This is a genomic window from Pseudomonas sp. NPDC077451 (assembly GCF_044543345.1).
Lineage (GTDB): Bacteria > Pseudomonadota > Gammaproteobacteria > Pseudomonadales > Pseudomonadaceae > Stutzerimonas.
In genome coordinates, this window is record NZ_JBITVX010000016.1 from 21153 (window position 1) to 42790 (window position 21638).

A 21638-nucleotide genomic window follows, 5' to 3' on the forward strand; every position below is an offset into this window, starting at 1 on the left:
GGCCTGCGAGTAGGGGATTCCCGTCTGTCTGGCGATGCACCAGCCCTTGGTCTCGCCAAAGGCTCGCGGATCGACGCGGTGGATCACGGCCAAGCATCCGTGCAAAGAAGACCCCGATCCGCACTGGTCACCTAACAGTAACCACTAAAGTTGCTACTTTTTATTGATAAGTAACAACCTACAAGTTATCCTGCCGCTACCGCCACCAGCCCAGGAGTCACCATGCTTCCTTACCCAGCATCCCCCGAATTCCCAGCGGCCCTGAAAGCCCGTCGGGAGTTCCTCGGCCTGAGCCGTTCCGCCTTGGCGCGGGCAGCCAATATTCATGGGGTAATGCCCCGACGCTACGAAGAGCCCGGTTGCAGGGATTTCGCGAGGCCTCGCGCTGACAGCACCTGGATTGCCCTGAATATGGCGCTTGGGTATGACGTACCAGATGAAATTCAGGCAGCACTGGCACAGGAAGAGCCTACGAACTCGACCAACACGGACACACCATCAACGGTTTCAGGGGTTATCAAGGCGTTGACCTTAGCGGAGGCAAAAGCCGGTCTGGCCATTACTTTCGGTGTAGACATCGACCGTATCGAAATCACCATTCGTGGCTAGTACATGCCAATCCATCATCATTCAAACCGATAAAGTTACAACTTTTAAGGAGCTTAGAATGGACAATATGCAGACGTCGGCTTGGGACAAGGCTTCGGACACACTGAAGAAAAATATTTCTGCAATGCCGCTCGGCCAAGCGAGCAAGATCCGCGACATCATTGGGGAAGTGACCTGGGCGCCGCTGCAACGGACAACACGCCACCGCTTCGGTAAACACGTGCGAGCCAACCTTGAGCACTACGGATTGGTATTTGCGGGCATCGCCGGGCGTATTGCCGTTTATAAAAAGTCGGTCATTTGAGATCGTAAATATGAGCCAAGCGCACCTCAGGCAGTGGGATTGGCTCATTCGGCGACAGTGATTTCTTTGTCGTAATGCAGATGGCCTGCCCCTGCGCGTAATAGGACGTTATGGTCAATCAGGCCCATCGTAGGCTGGAGTGCTGGATGTCAGAAGGGGCATAAGCGGCTGCCGGATTGAGTGTTCTGGTAGCCCAATATCTGTAGTAGAGGCTCTCTCACAGACTATCCAGCGCTTCAGAAGCAGCCTGCTTCATACAATGACGGTCGCTTCTATTACACAGCCTTCGTAGCTTACCTATCTCAGCAAAATACGGTTCCTTCTCAGCACGAGGATAATATATTGAATTCATGCTTATTTTACGCATAAATTGCTTACTTGACGCACCGAAAGCTTTCACATAATCTGAGCACATGTTCACCACTCCATTGAGCAGAACACCATGCACACCACCCATCACTGCAAGGCACGCCAATCCCAGCGCGGGATCTCGCTCGACATGGTCGATTACGTTCTGGCCCATGGCTCGCAGGAGAAGGACAAAATCGTGTTCGGTAAGAAGGAAGCGAAACAGCGCTTAGCAGCTCTGGATCGGGAACGCCGCCTCCTGATGAAAATTAACGACAAAGGAGGAGTGGTGGTCGTCGCCGACGGTGAAGCCCTGATCACAACCTACAACTGCTCGCAGCGTCAATGAACGCATTACGCCATACCAGACAGCACGGTAAAACAATGAATGATAAAGTCCTCTGGCAACTGCTCGATACCATTCGAGGAACTGGCGCAGCCCCCTCCAATGCTCTGTCCCTCGTCCTACAGTTGCTGTGCTGGTGGAAGCTCTCCAAGGAGCCGGTACTACCAGAAAACCTTCGTTTCGAGGTGTTCTGCGAGCAGAACACCTCCGCGCAGCTGGAGGCTCTCCGGAGTGTACAGCAACACACTCGCTACCCATTTTTAGATGAAGGTGCATGGCAAGGGCTTCATGGGGCGAGTGACCTTTCTGCTTTAACCCAGAAGATCCGCTTGCTAGGCACTCAAGGCCTGCTCGATACGCTGCTGCTGGATGACGTCGCGTATTGGAGTAACGAGTCGCGCCTTGAGACTTTCACCTATTCGCCAGGGCTGTGTGAGTTGATGGTGGTGCTGGCTAAGGTCGAGCAAGCCCAGAGCATTTACATACCCTGGGAAACCTCTGGCCAGCTGGCTGCGCGCGTTACTCGCACCGGAGCAAACCTTTGGGTTGAGTCACAAAATCCAAGTACCTGCGCTCAGGTGCTCAACCTGATAGGTGGTACGAACTGGGAGCTGCAAGCAACCGATCCACTGAGAGCTCCCAAAGCCATCAACCAAGGAAAGTTGGTTCAGTTCGATGCAACCATTTGCGTTCCACCAATGGGCGCGAAATACCCAAGTGACATTTGCGAAGGTGACCTCTGGGGACGCTTCCCCGAACAGACCTCAGTTGGCAATGTGCTGCATATCCGCCACCTGCTCGCGCAGACACAAGGCCTCGTTGTGCTGGCAGTTCCCAGCTCTCTGCTGTTCGGTAAGGGTGTCGAGCGACAACTGCGTGAAGATCTAGTTAATCGCGGTCAAATCCGAACGATTATCGCCTTACCGGGCGGGCTGTGTGGTAACACAGCGATTCCTATAAATATCCTCGTCTTGGACAGCAATAGTCGAAGCCAGTCGATCCGTTTTGTGAATGCCAACCATGAGGCGTTCAAGGAGACATCCGGCAGACGGCGCGTGGAACTGAAGGACTCCAGTGCAATACTGCAACTGGTAGCGAGCGACGATGCCTCCCCATTTGCCAGGAATGTGACGACTGAAGAGATTTCCAACAGCGACTTCAGTCTTGAGGCCAGTCGCTACGTTCAGGATGAGTCTGCACAGAGGCTAAGCAACACCCTGAAGCGCTATCCACTGCGCAAGTTGGGGGACTTCTTTGAGATCCTTCGTCCCAGGCAGCACAGCACTGCCTCAGAAGGTGCAAGCGTCAACGAGGTACTAGCCCAAGACATACCAGCGTTCGGCTACATACGCAGTGCCAGTAAAGAAGCATTGTTCGACCTACAATCGCCCAAAGCAGACAGCTACTTCATCAAGACTGACGACATTCTGATGACCTTCAAAGGCGTCGTAGGCAAGGCTGGCATCGCTGGCGACATTCCGCCGCCAGGCCAGAGCAGCTGGGTAGCAGGGCAATCATTAGTGCTTTTGCGCAGCCGACTCCCCAATCAATACCCTCCCAAAGCGCTGCTGATATTCCTGCGATCCGCCATTGGGCAGGGCCTGCTGCATCAAGCAGCAGTGGGGGCAAGCATTCCCTCCATTCAGCTTTCGACCCTTAAGAACATTGAGATTCCAGTGCCTCCTTTGCAGACCATGCAGGCCATGGTTCAGGCATTCGATAATGAGGCTCGAATCCAAACGGAAATTGAGAGGTTGAGCCTCCAACAGGCAGAGCTCACCAAAGCGTTCTGGCCGCTTTAACAAGCCGAATCGACGCCACGAGATAAGCGGCATATATAAGGACACTGAGAAACACATGGCCATTAAGAAATCCGAACTCTATTCCTCCCTCTGGAAATCCTGCGACGAGCTGCGTGGCGGGATGGATGCCTCGCAGTACAAGGACTACGTCCTGGTGCTGCTGTTCGTGAAGTACGTTTCTGACAAGTACGCTGGCGATCCCAACTCGCTGATCGAGGTGCCCGCAGGCGGCAGCTTTGCCGACATGGTGGCGCTCAAGGGTGACAAGGAGATCGGTGACAAGATCAATCAGATCATCGCCCGCCTGGCCGAGGCCAATAACCTGACCGGCGTCATCGACGTAGCGGATTTCAACGATCAGGAGAAGCTCGGCAAGGGCAAGGAGATGGTCGACCGCCTGTCCAACCTGGTCAGCATCTTCAACACGCCGGGGCTGGATTTCCGCAGCAACCGCGCCCAGGGCGACGACATCCTGGGTGATGCTTACGAATACCTTATGCGCCACTTCGCCACCGAGTCAGGCAAGAGCAAGGGGCAGTTCTACACCCCTGCCGAGGTGTCGCGGATTATGGCCCAGGTCATCGGCCTGGCCGGTGCCACTGACAGCAAGCAGAGCATTTACGACCCAACTTGCGGCTCAGGCTCGCTGTTGCTCAAAGCCCACGACGAAGCCAAAAGCACCACTGGCCTAGACTTGGCCATCTACGGCCAGGAAATGGACAACGCCACCAGCGCCTTGGCCAAGATGAACATGATTCTGCACGACTGCCCAACGGCGGAAATCTGGAAGGACAACAGCCTCTCCGCGCCAAACTGGAAAGACCCGCTGGGCAACCTCAAGTTGTTCGACTTTATTGTGGCTAATCCACCATTCTCCACCAAGGCCTGGAGCAATGGCTTCAACCCAGCCGAGGACGACTACAACCGATTCAGCTATGGCATTCCACCAGACAAGAACGGCGACTACGCCTTCCTCTTGCACATGCTCACTTCACTGAAGAGCACCGGCAAAGCAGCGGTGATTCTGCCCCACGGCGTGTTGTTCCGTGGCGGTGCCGAAGGAGTGATCCGCAAGCGCATCCTCCAGCAGGGCTATATCCAGGCCATTATCGGCTTGCCGGCCAACCTATTCTTCGGCACCAGCATTCCTGCTTGCATCATCATTCTCGACAAAGCCGGCAGTGCCGGGCGCAAGGGTTTGTTCTTGATCGACGCCAGCAAGGGCTTTATTAAGGACGGCAACAAGAACCGCCTGCGCGAGCAGGACATCCACAAGATCATCGACGCCTGCACCCAGCAGCGTGAGCTGCCCAAGTTCTCACGCCTCGTGCCACTGGCTGAGATCGAGTCCCACGACTTCAACCTGAATATCCCGCGCTACATCAACACCAGCGAAGCAGAAGACCTGCAAGATATCGAGGCCCACCTGCACGGAGGCATCCCCGAGCGCGATGTAGACGCCCTGCAAGCCTACTGGGAGGTAATGCCCAACCTACGCAGCGCGCTATTTGCCCCGCAGCGCCCAGGCTACTTGCAACTCAAGGTGATGCAGGCCGAGATCAAGCCCAGCATCTTTGCCCACCCCGAATTCACGTCTTTTAACCAGACCATCAGTGGCCTATTCGATGCCTGGCGCAACGAGCACCGCCCACGCCTGCAAAATATTGCCATCGGCGACCGACCCAAGCCACTGCTCAATACCCTGGCCGAAGACCTGCTGCATCGCTTTGAGGCTGCACCGCTGCTGGACGCTTACGACGTTTACCAGCACCTCCAGGACTACTGGTACGCAACCTTGCAGGATGATGTGTACCAATTGGTAATCGACGGTTGGCAGCCACTGATCGCCAGCGGCGCGGCCAAGGGCGAGCCCAATACCGACTTGCTGTCACCCGATCTGATCGTGCGCCGCTACTACGCCGCCGAAGCCGCCGCCATTGCCGAGCTGGAAGCCAAGCGTGACGCCATCAGCTGCGAGCTGGAAGAGTTGGACGAAGAACAGGGCAGCGAAGATGGCCCACTCGCCGAAGGCAAGACCGACAAGGGCAAACTCACCGCCGCCAGCGTCAAAGCGCGCCTAAAAGCCATCAAAAAAGACATGGATGCCCAAGAGGAGCGCCAGGCGCTGGAGCAATGCCAGACACTGATTGAGCGCGAAGCCGAGGCCAGCAAAAAGGTCAAAGCCGCGCAGAAAGCGCTGGAAGCCAAGGTACAGAGTCGCTATGCCCAACTCAGCGAGGCCGAACTGAAAAATCTGGTGGTGGACGATAAATGGCTGGCCACCTTGCAAGTCGACGTGCAGACCGAACTGGATCGAGTGTCACAGGCCCTCAGTGGTCGTATTCGCCAACTAGCCGAGCGCTATGCCGCACCTCTGCCGGCGTTGAGTGCCGAGGTGGAAGTGCTGGCAGCTAAGGTCAATGAGCATCTTGCGAAGATGGGGTTTGCGGTATGAATATGGAGCTGAATCCAGGGTTCAAGCCGACGGATGAGGGGGGGATCCCTGAAGGTTGGCATGAATGCGACATATCCGATCTTTGTACCCTACAACGTGGATTCGACCTCACTGAAGCGACGAGTAAACCAGGAGCCATTCCGGTTTACTCTTCATCGGGCTTATCGTACTTCCACAACGAGGCGAAACTCCCACCCCCGGCTGTCATCACGGGACGAAAGGGGATTCTTGGAAGAGTATTTCTAGTTGAGGAACCATGTTGGCCTCACGATACGACCCTTTGGGTAAAGGACTTCAAGGGTAACGATCCAAGGTTTGTTTCGGTATTTTTACGGCACTTTAGGCTTGAGCGATTTGATGCAGCCACCTCTGTTCCAACGTTGAACAGAAATAACGTCGTTGGCCATACAATTCGACTTCCATCCCTCCCAGAGCAACGCAGCATCGCCATTGCACTGTCAGATGTAGATTCATTCCTCGACAGTTTGACCCTGCTAATCGACAAAAAACGTGATATTCAGAAAGCCTCCCTGCGACTACTCCTCACCGGCCAACACCGTCTTCCGGGGTTTGGTGGGGAGTGGACAGAAGTTAACCTTGGTGAGGTTTCACTCATATCAAAAGGCGAGCAATTATCTCAAAACAAAAATACCCACGGACTGATTCCGCACTTTAACGGCGGAGTATCTGCTTCTGGCTATACAGATACTGCAAATACCCCAAAGAACACTATAGCTATAAGCGAAGGTGGGAATTCATGCGGCTTCGTTCAGTTTGTTACTACTCCGTTTTGGTGTGGAGGTCACTGCTATGCCGTTCACCCTCGCGGAATAGAGAATCTATTCCTGTATTTTTCACTTAAAGGGAAACAGGACAGCATTATGGGGTTACGTGTGGGGTCTGGACTGCCAAACATCCAAAAAACCGCTCTTAACTCTTTTAAAATAGCTTTACCCAGAAGTCGTGATGAGCAAACCGCCATCGCTACCTTCCTCTTCGATATGGACACCGAACTCGCCGCCCTTGAAGCTCGCCGCGATAAGGCCCGCCAGCTCAAGCAGGGTATGATCCAGGAACTCTTATCCGGTCGAATTCGACTTGCCTAACAAAGGTTGCAAGGATGCTGAATCAGTTCGCCAAAGGGTTGTTGGTTGCCACATCCATGACCCCCATTCTTGGGGCTGTTGCAGTCAATCAAATTGCCCAGGATCTGCCATACAGCAACTGGGCTCCCTGGCTAGCTGTTGCAATTCTTTTAGGTCTGATCTGCTGGCTGATGCTGCTACTGGTTACCCGGAACGGAGAGCAGCATCGCCTGACAGTGCAGGAATTCGAGAAAAGTGATAAAGAAATCGTCGTGTTTCTACTCACCTATCTGCTGCCATTCCTTGCAACAGACAAACTTGACTTCACTGGCGAGTGGATTACTGGCGTTTACATCTTTGCAGTCATCTTCTTCACGGTGGCCCACGCCGGTGCCTTTCATTTCAATCCGGTTATGGGGCTATTGGGCTACCACTTCTATGCGGTCAAGGACGACTCGGGAGCCTCCTGTCTGCTGATCAGCAAGAAAGTTGTCCGCCGCCCAGGCGAAGCGCTCAATGTTGTTGTGCTGACCGATGGAATCTATCTGCAAAGGACATAAGGAATGCTCGAACACTTGCACCTCGTAGCTCTGCTGAAAGAACGCAAACACATCACCCTGCGCCGCATTCCATTAGTAGCCGAGCTACAAGCGATGCTCACTGAGAAATGGCAGAGGCAGCTGGATGATTTTCTGCTTGAGGCTCAGGAAATTGATTTCGACCCTGGCTACACACCGGAGGCTCACGAGCGGTTCCGCTTAGAAGACTTCGCCCTGCCGGAGGTCGTGGCTGCTGAGCACTCAGACAGTGTTCGCCATCTCGAACCGATAGATATGCAAGGAGCAGAGCCTTCGCAAATCAAAGCCATCCTTGGCTTCGCGAGGCAGGATGATGGCAGTGAGGTTTTGCTGATTCAGAGCTTCAGCAAATCGCACATCATCAACCCAGGCCAATTCCTGTTCTTCAACAGAAACAACTTCGAAAGCTCGGAAACACCGGCCCTTTCACTCAGCGATCACCTGACGGCGGTTTATTACCCCGCTCAACAGAAATTGCTGTTCAGAAACTACCGAGTGGCCAATACCATTTTCAACCTTGCTGACTTCTACAAGGAGGCTACCGAGGACGACATCAAGGCAATTCTGGCTCACGGAAAGCTTGCTCCTGTTAACGTCGATGCAATTGCTAAAGGCGCGAGCCAATGGTTCTGCAAACGGTTCGCACTGCTAAAAGACTCGGAAATTCTTGATCAGTACACAGTCGCTCAGATTATCAATCACTCCAATGGCTACGATCTCGACATACAAATCGACGTTACCACCGGGCAAGATCGCATCGTATTCCCCGCAGAAAAGGCCCCAGCCAAGAAGCTGCTTCAGTTCCTCAACGAGGAGCTTTTCCGGGGAGCCATCACCGAGCGGCTGTTTGAGACTAACTCGAAGCGCATTGCGGGCTGATTACGCATCCACTTGCAGAAAGAGAAGTTCTGATGAGCGACGTCGGCCAGATTGAGAAGGTAGCCCTGCAACCTGTAGTCAGACAGTGGGGTGCGCCTCAAATAGGTAAACTGCAATGACTGCTGACCAACAGAGTTCGATTGATCGAAAGGAATCCATATGACCGCACAAGTGCCCGATACGCTCCAGTTTGAGGGTCGTAACTACGTCATCTTGGGCTGGCAGGGAGATGCCGATTGCATCCCCACCAACGAGAGTCTGGGCTTTCATACAGTTACACAATCCACCGCAAATTTGAGTGGACGCGTCGATCATTATGGCGTGTGGGGCAATGAGCTTTATCTGTTTAAGGTCGAAGCCACACTGGAAACCCCTTCCGATACACCAACTCCTCCTAACGCCAGACGAGAAGTCTTACTTCGCTACGAGCAATTTTTTGATTTCGAAGGCCGCCCAACCGAGCTGCGTGAGTACCGCCACGACTTCTTCATCTACGAAGACCTGAAGCTGCGGTTTACAGGACGAATCATCGCGGTAGCAGACGAAAATCTCTGGGCCAAACCCGAGGCTGCACCGGATGAGGAACCAGCAATCCCCTTCGTCATTGAGTTTCGCAAAGGCGTGGTCGAAGGTGTCCACGACCAATAGGAGTAGCGAGCGGCCCGACTCTCGTGGAGCCGGCTACAAGCTTGCGCAAGCCCTGATACAGGGCGCTGACCGATAGGATTCATTTCTTTGAGCACCATTACCCCTCACTACCGCACTGTACAACAGCTGCTACAAAGCCAGTCTTTCTCCATTGACGAGTACCAGCGCGAGTACAAATGGGAGAGGGAGAATATCGAGGAGTTGCTTGGCGACCTGCGCGATAAATTTCTGAGCTGCTATCAGGAGGGGGACAAGACCAAGGAAGTGAGCGGCTACGAGGACTACTTCCTCGGCTCGATCATTGTCAGCAAGCGCAACAGCAAGAATTATCTGGTGGATGGGCAGCAGCGAGTGACCTCGCTGACGCTACTACTGATTTACTTACACAACGCGGCTAAGGCTCAGGGTCTGAGCGTGGTTGGCAACCTAGCACCGCTGATTTACTCAGCCCCCTTCGGCGATCCGCTGTTCAATCTGGACATCGTCGAGCGCCTCCCAGTGATTGAGGCCTTGTTTAACGATGGGCCCTTCAATCCGGATGGCAAGGACGAGTCCCTTCGCACCATGTACAGCCGTTACCAAGACATCGCGCAGATCGACCTTGTGGGTGAGCTCAAAGAGGCATTGCCTCACTTCATATACTGGTTAATCAACAAGGTCGGATTGATCGAAATTGCTACGGACAATGATAGTTATGCCTATGCGATCTTCGAGACCATGAATGATCGCGGTAAGCCACTGAGTCCAGTGGATATGCTCAAGGCTTATCTGCTTGCGCCAATTGAAGATGACTTACAACGCCGAAATGCGAATCAGGTATGGAAGCGCCAAGTGCTAGATCTAATCTCATGGGGAACAGAGCCAGAGCCAGAACGAGACTCCGCATGCATTAAAGCCTGGTTTCGTTCCCAATACGCTGATACCAAGCGTGAGGGTAAAGCCGGAGCTGTTGACAAGGACTGGGAGCTTATTGGTTCGGTGTTCCATCGCTGGGTGCGTGATAACAGGGTGCGTCTTAATCTCGGGGGAGATACAGCCAATCTCGCCTTCATCACAACACACTTCCCATTCTTCAGCTCCGCGTATCGCCAGATATTGGATGCGAGCCGCCACTACACGGCAGGTCTAGAGGCTGTCTACTACAACGCTCACAACGAGTTCACATGGCAGAACACTGTACTTCTGGCACCACTGCGGGTAAACGATGATGCCGATACCGTTAAACGCAAGCTGGCCGTGACCGCCAGTTACCTGGACATTTGGCTAATGCGCCGGACGGTCAATTACATTCGCGTTGGCTACTCCAGCACGAGCTACGCAATGTGGTCGCTGTGCAAAGAAATCCGTGGTTTGGATATTGGTAAGCTCGTACAAGTACTGACGGACAAGCTAGAGGCAGATGACGTCACCTTCGCCGGAAGCCCTAGCCGAAACCGCTATGGCATAAGCGATCTGTGCATGAATCAGTTCAGCCGACGTTACATTTACCATTTGCTGGCTCGGATCACTGCATTTACCGAAGTCGGTGCAGGTAAACCAGACCTGTTTCCACACTATGTAGATCGATCCTTGCCTAATCCGTGCGACATCGAGCATATCTGGGCCGACAAATTCGAAGCATTCGCAGATGAATTCTCTAGCGAGGAGGAGTTCCAGTATGCGCGCAACCATGTCGGAGGGCTTTTGCTGTTGCCTGCCGACGTGAATCGCAGCTACCAGGCCAAGGCCTTCCCCGAGAAAGCACCGCTATACGCACAGCAGAACTTCTACGCCGCTACCCTCACCGATACGGCATACAAGAATCAGCCGAAGTTCGATGCCTTCCGCAAGGCGCAGCAGCTACCTTTCAAAGCCTACGCCACGTTCGGCAGCGCGGAGCAGATTGAGCGCCGTGAACTGGTTGAAGCACTAGCAAATCGAGTCTGGTCACCTGAGCGCCTGAAAAAATATCTACCTAATACCGCTGGTACCGTCTGATAACTTTAAGCCGAGGTGATGGAACCAGGTACATGACGAAGTCAGCCTGTCATGATGGAAGCAATAAGGAAGCAAATAGATGAGCACTGTTACGGTCGGCCAAATTGAAAAGAAAACACAGCAGCGCTTGGTCGAGCTTTTTCAGCATCAGCTAGGCTATGACTACTTGGGCGACTGGGCCGAGCGCCTAAACAACGCCAATATCGAGGCGGAGCAGCTGCGAGGCTGGTTGTTTGAACAAGGCATTGAGGCCCATCTGGCCAGCCGGGCAATTTTTGAGTTGCACAAAGTCGCGAATGACGCCGGTAAGGGGCTATACGACCGCAACAAGGCGGTTTACGAGCTGCTGCGCTATGGAGTGAAGATCAAGCCGGAAGTAGGTGAGAACACACAGACCGTATGGTTGATCGATTGGAAAAATCCCGAACTCAATCACTTCGCCATTGCCGAAGAAGTCACGGTCAAAGGGGTCGACGCTAAGGCCCATACCAAACGACCCGATATAGTGCTCTACGTTAACGGCATTGCCCTGGCAGTGCTGGAACTTAAGCGCTCGGTGAAGGCGGTTAATCACGGTATTCGTCAGAATCTGGATAACCAGAAACCCGAGTTCATCCAGCCGTTCTTCTCCACCATGCAATATGTGATGGCTGGCAACGATACCCAAGGCCTGCGCTACGGCACCATCCAGACCGGCGAGAAGTACTACCTCACCTGGAAAGAGGAAAACGCAGACAGCGCAGCTGCTGATAATCTGCTGGATCTGCATTTGCTTCAGCTGTGCAACAAGGCACGCTTTCTGGAGTTGATACACGACTACATCGTGTTCGACAGCGGAGTGAAAAAGCTCTGCCGGCATAACCAGTACTTCGGCATCCGCGAGGCGCAGCGCTACCTGCGCCGTCGCGAGGGCGGGATCATCTGGCATACCCAAGGCTCGGGTAAATCCCTGACCATGGTCTGGCTGACTAAGTGGATTCGCGAAAACATCCAGGACTCGCGGGTGCTGATCATCACCGACCGCACCGAACTAGATGAGCAGATCGAGAAGGTGTTTACCGGCGTTAACGAGCAGATCGTCCGTACCACCAGTGGTGCCGATCTGATCAACAAGCTCAATCAGCCATCGCCATGGTTGCTGTGCTCGCTGATACACAAGTTCGGTGCCCGTGAAGATGCTGACGTGGAGGGCTTCGTGGAGGAGCTGCGCAAGAGCCTGCCGCCAGACTTCCGTGCCAAGGGAGATCTCTATGTGTTCGTCGATGAGTGCCACCGCACCCAGTCCGGCGAACTGCACAAAGCCATGAAGGTGATCCTGCCCAATGCGGTGTTTATCGGTTTTACCGGTACGCCACTGCTCAAGGCGGACAAGCAGAAAAGCATTGAGGTGTTTGGCCGCTACATCCACACCTACAAATTTAATGAAGCTGTAGCCGACGGCGTGGTGCTCGATCTGCGCTACGAAGCCCGCGACATTGGCCAGAACATCACGTCACAGAAGAAGATCGATCAGTGGTTTGAGGCCAAAACCAAGGGTCTAAACGACCTGGCCAAGGCTCAGCTTAAGCAGCGTTGGGGCACCTTGCAGAAGGTACTGTCGAGCCAGTCGCGACTAGAGAAAATCGTAGCCGACATCCTGCTGGATATGTCCACCAAGCAGCGCCTGGCCGATGGCCGAGGCAATGCCATGCTGGTAACCAGCAGCATCTTCGAAGCCTGTAAGTGCTACGAGCTATTCAGCAAAGCGGGCATGGGCGACAAGTGCGCCATCGTCACTAGCTACAAGCCATCGCCTGCTGACATCAAGGGCGAGGCCACCGGTGAAGGGCTGACCGAGAAGCTGCGTCAGTACGCCATCTACAACCAGATGCTGGGCGACAAAGACCCGGAGACCTTCGAGAAAGAGGTCAAACAGACGTTCATCAAAGAACCAGGGCAGATGCGCTTGCTCATCGTGGTGGACAAGCTGCTGACAGGCTTCGACGCGCCTTCAGCGACCTACCTGTATATCGATAAGCAGATGCGCGACCATGGTCTGTTTCAGGCCATCTGCCGGGTCAACCGCCTGGATGGCGAGGACAAGCAGTACGGCTACATCATCGACTATAAGGACTTGTTCAAGCAGCTGGAAGGTGCCATTGGCGACTACACCAGCGGTGCGCTGGACGGTTACGATGACGCTGACGTGGCCGGTCTATTAGGCGACCGTCTAAGCAAGGCAGAAGAAGATCTCGAAGATGCCCGAGAGGCGATCAAGGCGCTTTGCGAGCCGGTGGAGCAACCGAAGGATACACCGGCCTATCTGCGCTTCTTCTGCGGCACCGAGTCAGGTAACGCCGAGCAGCTCAAGGCTAATGAGCCCAAACGCCTGAACCTATACAAAATGACCTCGGCGGTGATCCGCTGCTTCGGCAATATAGCCAACGAGCTGGAAGAGGCGGGTTACAGCACCAAGGAAATCGCCGAGATCCAGGCCGAGGTTGATCACTTCTCCAAAGTGCGTGATGAGGTAAAGCTCGCCAGCGGCGACTACATCGACCTCAAGGCCTACGAGCCAGACATGCGCTTTTTGATCGACACCTACATCCGTGCTGAAGATAGCGAGGAGATATCCGCCTTCGACGATATGTCACTGGTTGAGCTGATTGTTGAGCGCGGTGTCGGCGCTATCGACGCGCTGCCCAAGGGCATACGTGAAAGCCAGGAAGCTGTGGCCGAGACCATCGAGAACAACGTGCGCAAGTTGATCATCGACGAGTCGCCGATCAACCCGAAGTACTACGAAACCATGTCCTCTCTGCTCGATGCGTTGATCGCCAAGCGTAAGGAGGACGCAATCAGCTACCAGCAATACCTGGCAGATGTGGTGGAGCTGACCAAGCAGGCGAAGAATCCCACCAGCGCCAACAGCTATCCTGGCTCGATAAACAGCAATGCGCGAAAGCATCTGTATGACAACCTCGGACATGAGGCCAGTCTAGCCCTAGCAGTGGACGCGGCTGTACTGGATAGCCGGCAGGACGACTGGCGCGGCAATGCGATGAAGATCAAACGCGTGCGCCTGGCGATCAAAAACGTGCTGGATCAGTGGGGCAAAGATGCAGCCGAATCGCAGGGCAGCTACTCTGCGGGGCAAGACAACGAGCGGCTGGAAGCCTTGCTGGAACTGGTAAAGCATCAGCATGAGTATTGAGTCCCGCAATATCACGGTCAGCGGTTTGACCGTTGAGGTCGTGCGTAAGCCGATCAAGAACCTGCACTTGGGCGTTTATCCACCACAAGGGCGCGTACGTGTGGCCGCGCCCTTGGCGGTAGATGACGAAGCTGTTCGCCTAGCAGTGGTCGGTAAGCTTGGCTGGATCAAACGCCAGCGAGCAAAGTTTCAGGCCCAACCCCGGCAATCCCAGCGGCGCATGGTCAGTGGTGAAAGCCATTACTTTCTAGGCCGACGCTACCGCCTTCGCGTTCATGAAACCATGGGGGCATTACGCATCGCCCTGCATGGCACGGCCACTATGGATCTGTTTGTGCGCCCTGACACCACAGTCGAACGCCGCGAACAGATACTGCATGACTTCTACCGGGCCGAACTGAAACGTCTGCTGCCAGAACTTCTGGAGAAATGGCAGCCGAAGTTAGGGGTTGAAGCGCGGGCCTGCGGCATCAAGCGGATGAAGACCAAGTGGGGCACCTGCAACATCGAGGCACGCCGCATCTGGCTCAATCTGGAGCTAGCCAAAAAGCCGGTTCAGTGCTTGGAATACATCTTGGTGCATGAACTCGCTCACCTGCATGAGCGCCACCACAATGATCGTTTCACTGCTCTGCTGGATCAGCATCTATCCCAATGGAGATTGCTAAGAGATCAACTCAATAGCTCTCAGCTAGCTGATGAGCATTGGTAGTAAAGCTGAAATAACAAAGCCCCCTCAGATCTCATCTCAGGGGGCTTTTTCTATCTTCGACTCAACCGAGTAACTTTGGCCGATAGGGCAAATAACTTTGCCCGCCTACAGCAGGGTGGCAGGCACATCAGCATGCGGTTCGTTTTAAAGAAGCCGCAAGCGTGTCGCATCGCACTTCCCATCAGTAATCACTGCTGATGGGCGATGCCTTCTTGATTGGCATAAATTGCAGCGCCCTAGCCGTCCCGCCGAATCTCCCAGAATTCGTCCACGCCAAAACGAGCTTTTTCGCCCTTTCCTTGTAACTTCACTACACAGCACACCTATGCGGTGCTGTGTGGCTATGCCTAAAAGTCTGATCTACAAAGAAAAACCCCGGCGCTAGGCCGGGGTAGTGACAGGAATTGTCATGACAATAACTTGCACAAACATGACAATTTATCTGCCCGTCGACAGAATTTTAGAAATCCAAATTGGAAACAGCCAACGCATTGGATTCGATGAAGTCGCGGCGAGGCTCGACCGCATCCCCCATCAACGTATTGAATATCTGATCGGCTCCAATCGCATCCTCAATCGTTACCTTAAGCATGCGTCGAACAGCCGGGTCCATTGTGGTCTCCCAGAGCTGGTCGGGGTTCATCTCACCGAGACCTTTATATCGCTGAACGCTATGACGACGGGTTCCCTCAGTCATCAGCCAATCCAACGCCTGCTTGAAGGTCGTCACCGGCTTCTTGCGCTCGCCGCGCTGAACGTAGGCTCCTTCCTCGAGCAAGCTGTTCAGCTTGTCCCCGAGCACCGTTACGGTCTTGTAGTCATTACTACCGAAGAAATCGCGGTTGAATGTGATGTAACTGGCCAGGCCGTGTGAAACGATCTCGACTTCAGGGAGCCACACGTTGCGTTCCTTGTCCTCGCGCAAGCTTACCTTGTACGCAAGCCCGGAGCGTTCGACGCCTTTGAGCAACGCCGCATAAGGCGCTAACCACGCCTGCATAGCCGCATGATCACCGAGCTGTTCAACCGACACGCGTGGCAGGTAGATGAAGTGCTCGGTCAGCTCCTGTGGATAGAGTCGCGACAGGCGCTGCAGTGTCTTCATCACAGTGCGGTAATCGTTAACCAGACGCTCCAATGCTTCCCCTGACAGTCCAGGCGCATGCTCATTGACGTGCAGGCCGGCGTCTTCGAGAGCTGACTGAGTCAAATACTCGTCCATCGCCTCGTCGTCTTTGATGTATTGCTCCTGCTTGCCACGCTTAACCTTGTACAAAGGCGGCTGAGCGATGTAGATGTAGCCGCGCTCGATCAGCTCCGGCAGCTGGCGGAAGAAGAATGTCAGCAGCAGCGTCCGGATATGAGATCCGTCGACGTCCGCATCCGTCATGATGATAATGTTGTGATAGCGCAACTTATCGATGTTGTACTCGTCGCGACCGATGCCACAGCCAAGCGCGGTGATCAGCGTGCCAACCTCCTGCGAGGAGATCATCTTGTCGAAACGAGCCTTCTCGACGTTCAAGATCTTGCCCTTGAGCGGAAGGATGGCCTGGGTCCTGCGGTTGCGGCCCTGCTTGGCAGAACCGCCCGCGGAGTCACCCTCCACTATGTAGAGTTCGGAGAGGGCGGGGTCCTTCTCCTGGCAGTCGGCCAGCTTGCCGGGAAGGCCGGCAATATCCAGAGCACCCTTGCGTCGGGTCATCTCGCGCGCCTTGCGTGCGGCTTCACGAGCTCGCGCGGCATCGATCATCTTGCCGACCACCGCCTTCGCCTCGTTGGGGTGCTCGAGCAGGAAATCGGCGAAATGCTTGCCCATCTCCTGCTCGACGGCGGTCTTCACTTCGGACGAGACGAGCTTGTCCTTAGTCTGCGAACTGAACTTCGGGTCTGGGACCTTGACCGAGATGATCGCCGTGAGACCTTCACGCGCGTCATCGCCCGTCGTAGCGACCTTATGCTTCTTGGCCAGCCCTTCCTGCTCGATGTAGTTATTCAGGTTTCGGGTTAGCGCCGAACGAAAGCCCGCCAAGTGGGTTCCACCGTCGCGCTGTGGGATGTTATTGGTGAAGCAGAGTAGATTTTCGTTGAAACTGTCGTTCCACTGAAGCGCCACTTCGACACCAACGCCATCATCACGCTGGATATTGAAGTGGAACACCTCATTGACTGGCGTCTTGTTGGTGTTGAGATAAGCCACGAAGGCACTGAGCCCGCCTTCGTATTTGAACAGTTCTTCCTTGGCGTTGCGCTCATCGCGCAGCACAATGCCGACACCCGAGTTCAGAAACGACAGCTCACGCAGCCGCTTAGCCAGAATATCCCAGCTGAAGTGGATATTCGCAAAGGTCTCGGCTGAGGGTTTGAAATGGATTTCGGTGCCCGAATCCTCGGTTTCACCGACTGCAGCGAGCGGCGCTTGCGGTACACCGTGACGATAAATCTGCTCCCATACCTTTCCTTCGCGGCGAATGGTCAGGATCAGTTCCTCAGACAAGGCGTTCACCACCGAAACACCCACGCCATGCAGACCGCCGGAAACCTTATAGGAATTGTCGTCGAACTTACCGCCAGCGTGCAGGACGGTCATGATGACCTCTGCTGCAGATACGCCCTCTTCGTGAATATCTACTGGAATGCCACGGCCGTTGTCGCGAACGCTGATGGATTCATCAATATGTATGGTGATTGATATATCGTTACAGTGACCCGCCAGCGCTTCGTCGATCGAGTTATCCACGACTTCGAAGACCATATGGTGCAGACCAGTGCCGTCGTCCGTGTCGCCGATATACATGCCGGGGCGCTTACGTACTGCATCAAGGCCCTTGAGCACCTTGATACTGGACGAATCGTACGTGTGGTTTTCGCTCATGCCTTCACTCCCGAGGGGCCGTGGTCTTGGGCTATCGCACCATGTTCCACGTGAAACATTGAGACTGGCGTATCTTGACGCCAACCTTCTCGCAATACTTTCGAATCAACGCAGGTGATAAACACCTGGCAATTCAGCTGTTCCAGCAACCGGCACAGTGCCAGCCGGTGCTGATCGTCCAACTCGGACGGTAGGTCATCAACCAGATAAATACACTGGCCTCGTTTGGCTTCACTGACCAGATGGCCCTGCGCAATACGTAACGCGCACACAACCAGCTTCTGCTGGCCACGAGATAAGGTTTCCGCAGCGTTGTGGTTGGCTACCCGCAGTCGGAGGTCAGCCCGCTGAGGACCCGCCTGCGTGTGCCCCATGAGCCGGTCGCGTTCAATGGACACCGACAACACCTCAGCCAGGGAGCGCCCTTTGTCCCAGCCACGGTAGTAACTCAACTGGAAATCGTGAAGATCCAAAAGCGCGGCCAGGGTGGACTCGAATATTGGCTTCAGCGCTTGAATGTAAGCCCGCCTGTACCCGTCTATTTCCTCACTCGCGGCGCTAAGCTCGCGGCTCCAAGCCGCCTGAGAAGCGGAGTCAAGTGTACCATGACGCAGCCACGAGTTTCGTTGCCTCAAGGCCTGCTGCAGGCGCTGCCAAGCGTGCAGGAATCGGGGTTCCACGTGGAACACCCCCCAATCCAGAAACTGCCGGCGAAGCTTGGGTGCACCTTCGAGCAAGCGAAAACTGTCCGGATTGATCAGCTGCAACGGTAACGTCTCAGCGAGTTCCGCTGCGCTTCGAACGCTCTGTCCATTGATTCTGATGCGCACTTCGCCGTTGCGATCTCGTGAGATGCCAAGGGCGGTTGTCTGCTCATCAGCCAATTCGACCTGGCCGAAGACCGTGCAACTGGAGTGCTCGTGGCTTATGACCGGCGTCAAACGCGTGCTGCGGAACGAGCGAGCCATTCCGAGGAGATGAATCGCCTCGAGAAAACTGGTCTTTCCGCTACCGTTATCGCCGTAGAGGATGTTGATCCGGGGGGAAGGGATTAACGTCACCGGCTGCAGGTTGCGTATGCCGGTGACGGAGATGCGGCTAAGGGACATTCAATGCGGATTACAGGCGCATCGGCATAACGACGTACGCCGAGTCGTCGTTATCGTATTCCTGAACCAAAGCACTGCTATTCGCATCGGACAGAATTAGCCGGACCTGATCGGTGGTCATGACGCTCAGCACATCAAGCAAATAGCTGACGTTGAACCCAATCTCCAAAGCCCCACCGGTATAGTCCACCGCGACTTCTTCTTCCGCTTCTTCCTGCTCAGGGTTATTCGCCTGGATTTTCAACAGGCCATTTTCCAATTGCAGCCGGATGCCGCGATATTTTTCATTGGAAAGAATGGCCGTACGGCTGAATGCCTCGCGCAGTGTCTGACGTTCACCAACCACCAGTTTGTCGCCGCCACGGGGCAAAACGCGTTCGTAGTCAGGAAATTTTCCGTCAACGAGTTTGGAGGTAAAGGTGAATTCCCCTGTCGTGGCTCGAATGTGGTGTTGGCCAAGGACGATGCTGACTTCGCCGTCCTGGTCCGTCAGTAGCCTTGCCAGCTCAAGGATGCCCTTGCGTGGCACGATGACCTGATGTCGGTCGGGCTGTTCAATGCCGGCTTGCATGGAACACATCGCCAAACGATGTCCGTCCGTTGCCACTGCGCGCAGCATCCCGCTAGAGACCTCAATCAGCATACCGTTCAGATAGTAACGCACATCCTGCTGGGCCATGGCGAAGCTGCTGCGCTCAATGAGACGACGCATCTTGCCCTGGTTAACGCTGAAATTCAGCGAGCCAGGGCCTTCCTCTACGGTGGGGAAATCATTGGCCGGCAAGGTCGAAAGAGAAAAGCGGCTGCGTCCGGACTTGATTACGATCTTCTGATCATCCAGCCGGATATCAATGAGCGCGTCAGGCTGCAGGCTTTTGCAGATATCCATCAATTTGCGCGCCGGCACCGTGATTTCGCCGGGTTCGGATGCATCCTCCAAGGCGACACGGCCAACCAACTCTACCTCTAGATCAGTGCCTGTCAGCGACAGCTGATGGTCTTGAACCACCAGCAGTACGTTCGACAATACCGGTAAAGTCTGGCGACGCTCGACGACGCCGGCCACCAGCTGCAGAGGTTTCAACAAGGATTCGCGCTGAATAGTGAAATGCATGGTCTGGTCCCTTGCCTATTAAATGGCCGCAGTCTGTTCAGGTTGTCAAAGTGCGCAGCAAATTTTTGTAATCCTCGCGAATATCAGCATCCAATTCGCGAAGTTCGGCAATCTTACGACAGGCGTGCAGCACGGTCGTGTGATCGCGCCCACCAAAGGCGTCGCCAATTTCCGGCAAGCTATGATTGGTAAGTTCTTTGGACAAAGCCATCGCGACCTGACGGGGTCTTGCGACCGAACGCGAGCGTCGTTTTGACAGAAGGTCGGATATTTTGATTTTGTAGTATTCCGCGACGGTGCGTTGAATATTATCAACACTCACCAACTTGTCTTGCAGTGCAAGCAGGTCCTTCAGCGACTCACGAATCAGCTCGATCGTAATGTCTCGCCCCATGAAATGGGCGTGGGCGATTACGCGTTTCAGCGCACCTTCCAACTCGCGAACATTCGATCGGATGCGCTGCGCAATGAAAAACGCAGCATCATGGGGAAGCTCGACGTTGGCCTGGTCAGCCTTTTTCATCAAGATCGCCACACGGGTCTCGAGTTCTGGCGGTTCGACCGCAACTGTCAGCCCCCACCCAAAGCGAGACTTTAACCGCTCTTCAAGCCCGTCAATTTCCTTGGGGTAGCGGTCACTGGTGAGAATTACCTGCTGCCCCCCTTCTAGCAACGCGTTGAACGTGTGAAAGAACTCTTCCTGGGACCGTTCCTTTTTTGCGAAGAACTGGATGTCGTCGATCAGCAAAGCATCCACCGATCGATAGAAGCGTTTGAACTCGTTGATCGCGTTCAGCTGCAACGCCTTGACCATGTCCGCGACGAACCGCTCAGAATGAAGATAGACCACCTTGGCGTTAGGGTTCTTCTTCAGCAAATGGTTGCCGACCGCGTGCATCAGGTGAGTCTTGCCAAGCCCTACACCTCCGTAGAGGAACAACGGGTTGTAGCCATGCTTGGGATTGTCTGCAACTTGCCAGGCAGCAGCTCGCGCCAGTTGGTTGGATTTGCCCTCGACAAAATTCTCGAAGGTAAAGGTCCGATTGAGATAGCTGGTGTGCTTGAGCCCACCCTCAACCTGTACGTTACGTTCGGCCGGTCGCGAAGGCGCGCTAGGCGCAGCGACAGCCGCGGTTACTGGTTCGGTGAACGAAGCGGGAGGCGGTGCAGCGGCCGCAGGAGCGCCAACTTGCGGCTGAGAACGAGGTGCGGAACCGGCAGCCGGCCGCGTAGAAGCGACTCGCCTGCTGCCTATCAGCAACGACAAAGAGGGTGCCGGCCCTGACGCGCGTTCTGACAATAATTCCAGCAGGCGCGAAAGATACTTCTCGTTAACCCAGTCGAGAACGAAGCGATTCGGTGCGTAGATCCGTAATTCATCGCCATCTGATTCGACCTGAAGCGGACGAATCCAGGTGTTGAATTGCTGGGCCGGCAGCTCATCTCTCAAGAGGTCAACGCACTGCTGCCAAAGGTCCACCGACACAAGGTCTCCTAGAAGCTGTCGAGCTTTAAAACGGAGCTCATTGTAGCCCTGAGACGCCTCACTTATCCACAGTAAGAAGGCTGCTTATATGGGTAAAGCGACGGGCGATCCGAGCCGG

At 54.7% G+C, this 21638-nt stretch carries 16 protein-coding genes; 12 read left to right on the forward strand and 4 right to left on the reverse strand.

Translation table 11 applies throughout. The features are described from left to right. Positions 1–222: 222 nt before the first annotated feature. From ACIGHL_RS19580 to ACIGHL_RS19635, 12 genes are all read left to right on the forward strand, one after another. Positions 223–609: a hypothetical protein gene (locus ACIGHL_RS19580; RefSeq protein ID WP_128121732.1), complete on the forward strand. Its 387-nt coding sequence runs from the start codon at positions 223–225 to the stop codon at positions 607–609. Between the two features lie 58 nt (positions 610–667). Further along, complete coding sequence (locus ACIGHL_RS19585) at positions 668–913, forward strand: hypothetical protein (protein WP_128121731.1); 246 nt, start codon at positions 668–670, stop codon at positions 911–913. Positions 914–1355: 442 nt separating this feature from the next. Further along, positions 1356–1610 carry a DUF4258 domain-containing protein gene (locus ACIGHL_RS19590; protein ID WP_128121730.1) on the forward strand — a complete coding sequence of 85 codons (255 nt, stop codon included), beginning with the start codon at positions 1356–1358 and terminating at the stop codon, positions 1608–1610. 35 nt (positions 1611–1645) lie between these two features. Beyond that, positions 1646–3409, forward strand: coding sequence for a type I restriction-modification system subunit M/S (locus tag ACIGHL_RS19595; RefSeq protein ID WP_181690057.1), 1764 nt, complete (start codon positions 1646–1648; stop codon positions 3407–3409). Between the two features lie 55 nt (positions 3410–3464). Beyond that, complete coding sequence (locus ACIGHL_RS19600) at positions 3465–5864, forward strand: type I restriction-modification system subunit M (protein WP_128121728.1); 2400 nt, start codon at positions 3465–3467, stop codon at positions 5862–5864. Then, entirely contained in the window at positions 5861–6970 is a 1110-nt protein-coding gene (locus ACIGHL_RS19605; RefSeq protein WP_128121727.1) for a restriction endonuclease subunit S, read from the forward strand. Before ACIGHL_RS19600 ends, ACIGHL_RS19605 begins: the two co-directional genes overlap by 4 nt. 14 nt (positions 6971–6984) lie before the next feature. Next, a complete protein-coding gene (locus ACIGHL_RS19610; RefSeq protein WP_128121726.1) occupies positions 6985–7509 on the forward strand; it encodes a KwaA family protein in 525 nt (174 codons plus the stop codon). A 3-nt stretch (positions 7510–7512) separates the two neighbouring features. Then, positions 7513–8406: a Kiwa anti-phage protein KwaB-like domain-containing protein gene (locus ACIGHL_RS19615; RefSeq protein WP_128121725.1), complete on the forward strand. Its 894-nt coding sequence runs from the start codon at positions 7513–7515 to the stop codon at positions 8404–8406. 159 nt (positions 8407–8565) lie between these two features. Beyond that, positions 8566–9054: a hypothetical protein gene (locus ACIGHL_RS19620; RefSeq protein ID WP_216707028.1), complete on the forward strand. Its 489-nt coding sequence runs from the start codon at positions 8566–8568 to the stop codon at positions 9052–9054. 87 nt (positions 9055–9141) lie between these two features. After that, the gene (locus ACIGHL_RS19625; RefSeq protein WP_128121723.1) at positions 9142–11031 is read left to right on the forward strand and encodes a DUF262 domain-containing protein; all 1890 of its coding nucleotides are present in this window, start codon (positions 9142–9144) and stop codon (positions 11029–11031) included. Between the two features lie 79 nt (positions 11032–11110). Continuing rightward, positions 11111–14224 (forward strand): type I restriction endonuclease subunit R, encoded by a 3114-nt coding sequence (locus ACIGHL_RS19630; protein WP_128121722.1) that lies wholly within the window; start codon positions 11111–11113, stop codon positions 14222–14224. Next, on the forward strand, positions 14214–14936 hold the full coding sequence (locus ACIGHL_RS19635) for a M48 family metallopeptidase (protein ID WP_128121721.1): 723 nt from the start codon (positions 14214–14216) through the stop codon (positions 14934–14936). Before ACIGHL_RS19630 ends, ACIGHL_RS19635 begins: the two co-directional genes overlap by 11 nt. Before the next feature lie 460 nt (positions 14937–15396). Here ACIGHL_RS19635 and gyrB read toward each other — a convergent pair whose 3' ends face one another. The 4 genes from gyrB to dnaA are packed head-to-tail and all read right to left on the reverse strand — an operon-like array spanning position 15397 to position 21520. Next, a complete protein-coding gene (gene gyrB / locus ACIGHL_RS19640; protein ID WP_128121720.1) occupies positions 15397–17811 on the reverse strand; it encodes a DNA topoisomerase (ATP-hydrolyzing) subunit B in 2415 nt (804 codons plus the stop codon). Next, positions 17808–18920 carry a DNA replication/repair protein RecF gene (recF, locus tag ACIGHL_RS19645; RefSeq protein ID WP_216707027.1) on the reverse strand — a complete coding sequence of 371 codons (1113 nt, stop codon included), beginning with the start codon at positions 18918–18920 and terminating at the stop codon, positions 17808–17810. The genes gyrB and recF overlap by 4 nt, the downstream gene beginning before the upstream one ends. A 10-nt stretch (positions 18921–18930) precedes the next feature. Beyond that, on the reverse strand, positions 18931–20034 hold the full coding sequence (gene dnaN / locus ACIGHL_RS19650) for a DNA polymerase III subunit beta (RefSeq protein WP_128121719.1): 1104 nt from the start codon (positions 20032–20034) through the stop codon (positions 18931–18933). Between the two features lie 37 nt (positions 20035–20071). After that, complete coding sequence (gene dnaA, locus ACIGHL_RS19655) at positions 20072–21520, reverse strand: chromosomal replication initiator protein DnaA (RefSeq protein WP_128121718.1); 1449 nt, start codon at positions 21518–21520, stop codon at positions 20072–20074. Positions 21521–21638 lie beyond the last annotated feature (118 nt).